This window comes from Pseudoalteromonas sp. SR45-5 (genome assembly GCF_014163565.1).
Lineage (GTDB): Bacteria > Pseudomonadota > Gammaproteobacteria > Enterobacterales > Alteromonadaceae > Pseudoalteromonas > Pseudoalteromonas distincta.
Genome location: NZ_JACJDN010000457.1, coordinates 1 through 3,335 on the forward strand (window position 1 = coordinate 1; position 3,335 = coordinate 3,335).

Here is a 3,335-nt window from a genome sequence, read left to right on the forward strand (position 1 = left end):
TGCCATTTGGCAACCCTTTTTTAGTTTGACCTGAATAACTTTAAACGCTTACGCTTTACGCCACGTTGTTTTACCAGCTGAATCTTCAAGTATTACACCTAATGCATTAAGTGCATCACGTGCTTCATCAGCAGCAGCCCAGTCCTTACTAGCACGTGCTTCATTACGTTTTACAATTAATGCTTCAATTGTCGCAACTTCGTCGTCATCTTGCCCACCTTGTAAAAAAGCTTCCGGTGCTTGTTGAGCAACACCTAACACTTCACCGAGGCTACGCAGTATAAACGCTAACTTGCCAGCTTGACCTGCGTCACTTTCTTTTACGCGGTTTAATTCTTTAGCAAGTTCGAACAACACAGGTAGTGCTTCTGGTGTATTAAAGTCATCATTCATTGCTTTTCTAAACTTAGCAACAAACTCATTGCCTTCTAAGTCGCACTCTACCGGTACGACATCACGAAGCGCTGTATAAATGCGTTCAAGTGATGAACGCGCTTGGTCTAAATTTTCTTGTGAGTAATTTAATTGGCTGCGGTAATGCCCTGAAATTAAAAAGTAACGAACAGATTCGGCATCGTATGCTTTTAAAACTTCACGCACAGTAAAAAAGTTATCTAACGACTTAGACATTTTTTCTTTATTTACTTGCACCATGCCAGTATGTATCCATGTATTTACATACTTGCCGTTGTTTGCACAGCACGACTGGGCAATTTCGTTTTCATGATGTGGAAACTGTAAATCAGACCCCCCACCGTGAATATCAAAATGCTCACCTAAGTGTTTTGAGCTCATTGCCGAACATTCAATATGCCAACCAGGACGCCCTTCACCCCACGGTGATGACCATGATGGCTCACCTGCTTTGGCTTTTTTCCATAACACAAAATCAAGCGGATCGTCTTTATCTTGAGCCACTTCTACGCGAGAGCCCGATTGCAACATAGTTAAATCTTGCTGAGAAAGCGCACCATATTGCTCAAACGTTGATACATCAAACAAAACATCGCCATCAGCTGCAACATAGGCATGGCCTTTTTCAATCAAGCGCTTAACCATAACGATAATTTCATCCATATGGCTTGTAACTGTTGGTTCAACATCTGGGCGTAGCATATTTAGGCTATCAAAATCTTCATGCATCGCTTTAGTCATGCGCACAGTTAAGTCGTTTATTGACTCACCATTTTCATTTGCACGTTTAATTATTTTATCGTCGATATCTGTAATGTTACGTACATATTTTAAATCGTAACCAATATGACGTAAGTAGCGCACAATAACGTCAAAACCAACAAAAGTACGAGCGTGTCCAATATGGCAGTAATCATAAATGGTGATACCACACACATACATGTCGATTTTGCCTTCGACCATAGGTTTAAATTGCTCTTTTTGTCGCGTGAGTGTGTTGTATATATTTACCATTTACTTTGAGTCCTTGACTATTTACTTGAACAGTTATGTTACCACTTGAAAAGCCCCTGCTCTAGCGCTTTATAACAAACCAAACATCTACTTTGTTAATCTTAGCCAACTACGATAAAATAGCGCCAATATTTAAACCAGATATAGGAAAACACATGGTTGTTCTACACACCAATTTTGGTGACATCACCATTAAAATGTTTGAGCAAGAAGCTCCAAACACTGTTAAAAACTTTTTAGAGTATGCAAATGCTGATTTTTTCAACGGCACTATATTTCATCGTGTAATCGATGGTTTTATGGTTCAAGGCGGTGGTTTTGTACCAGGTATGGAACAAAAAGAAGTTAACGACCCAATTAAAAATGAAGCTAATAATGGCCTATCTAACAAGATAGGTACTTTAGCAATGGCACGTACACCTGATCCTCATTCAGCTACAGCGCAGTTTTTCATTAACGTGAATAACAACGACTTTTTAAACCACAGTAGCGAAACATCGCAAGGCTGGGGTTACTGTGTTTTTGCTGAAGTAGTAGAAGGCATGGACGTAGTAAATAAAATAAAAGGCGTAGCAACAGGTAGTACTGGTTTTCACCAAGACGTGCCTCTTGAAGATGTGATCATCGAAAGCGTTACTGTTAGCTAATAGTAAGTTTACCCACGTAATGTGGAGTATCAGCGGGCATTTACCAATGTGTATACGCCCGCTTTATTTATATCGAAAAGACTGACCTATGACTCGCCAAACTTACTTTATTGCAGATTTACACCTAAGCGAAAACCGCCCCGACATTAGCGCTGCATTTTTTGACTTTTTAAATACGCATATACTAAATAAAGATGTAGATGCACTTTATATTTTGGGTGATTTTTTTGAAGTATGGGTTGGAGATGACTACATTACAGCGCTGAGTGCCGATGTAGCAAAGCATTTAAGCGCCGTTAATGATGGTGGGACACCTGTTTATTTTATACATGGCAACCGTGATTTCATCATGCGCAAGCAATATGCAGACATGGCCGCAATGACTTTACTCGATGAACAAACAGTCATTGATTTATATGGTACGCCTACCGTTATTTTACATGGCGACGAAATGTGTACTCAAGATACTGAGTATCAAAAATTTCGTAAAAAAAGCCGTGGTTGGTGGTGGCCAAAATTAATGCTTGCAATGCCACTTTGGTATCGTAAAAAAATAGCGCGTAATGCCCGTGAAAAAAGTAAGTTGAGCCAAGCTGATAAACCTATCGAAATTTTAGACGTTGTAGATGAAGCCGTGCTTGCCACCTTTGCCAAACATAACGTTACTAATATGATTCATGGTCATACTCACCGCCCTAATGTTCATACCTATAAAGTTAATGAACAAACGCTTACTCGTACAGTGCTAGGTGACTGGTATACCCAAGGCTCTTATTTAGTCGTTACCCCTCAATCACAAGAATTAATTAGCACGCCTTTCGCATAATTTAAAATCCTGACTATTATTTAACTATATATTTGAATAATAGTGAGAGGTTTAATGATTAAGCTGTTAATTTTCATCGTAGTAATTGCCATTCCTACCAAAGTATTTAGCGAGCAAACATGGCAAATTGTTACTGAAAACTACCCTCCCTATTTTAGCGAAAACCTTCCTGATAACGGTTGGTTATATGAAATCACTCAATCAGCCCTTAAAACTCAAGGCATTAATAGCGAAGCCGAGTTTACGACATGGGACCGCGCCCTAAAGCTATTAGAAAAAAAGAGAAAAACAGCTATTTTAGGCGCTTTTTATTCATTAAAAAGAAATGAAGTTTTTTACTACTCTCGCCCACTTGCAGTTGCTCATTCAGGAATTTTTAAACGCAAAGAGAGTGCTATTAACTTCGATGGTACAGTTAAATCATTAACACCTTA

General features: G+C 39.0%; 3 protein-coding genes and 1 pseudogene. 3 read left to right on the forward strand and 1 reads right to left on the reverse strand.

Features of this window, described 5'->3' with window-relative positions:
• Positions 1–48: 48 nt before the first annotated feature.
• Positions 49–1,428, reverse strand: coding sequence for a cysteine--tRNA ligase (gene cysS, locus H5072_RS15035; protein ID WP_024596371.1), 1,380 nt, complete (start codon positions 1,426–1,428; stop codon positions 49–51).
• A gap of 155 nt (positions 1,429–1,583) precedes the next feature.
• On the opposite strand from cysS, the gene H5072_RS15040 reads away from it, so the two are divergent.
• From H5072_RS15040 to H5072_RS15050, 3 genes and pseudogenes are all read left to right on the forward strand, one after another.
• Complete coding sequence (locus H5072_RS15040; protein WP_002958350.1) at positions 1,584–2,075, forward strand: peptidylprolyl isomerase; 492 nt, start codon at positions 1,584–1,586, stop codon at positions 2,073–2,075.
• 88 nt (positions 2,076–2,163) lie between these two features.
• Entirely contained in the window at positions 2,164–2,901 is a 738-nt protein-coding gene (locus H5072_RS15045) for a UDP-2,3-diacylglucosamine diphosphatase (protein ID WP_002958351.1), read from the forward strand.
• A gap of 54 nt (positions 2,902–2,955) precedes the next feature.
• Positions 2,956–3,335: pseudogene (locus H5072_RS15050) on the forward strand (amino acid ABC transporter substrate-binding protein); the annotation flags it as partial.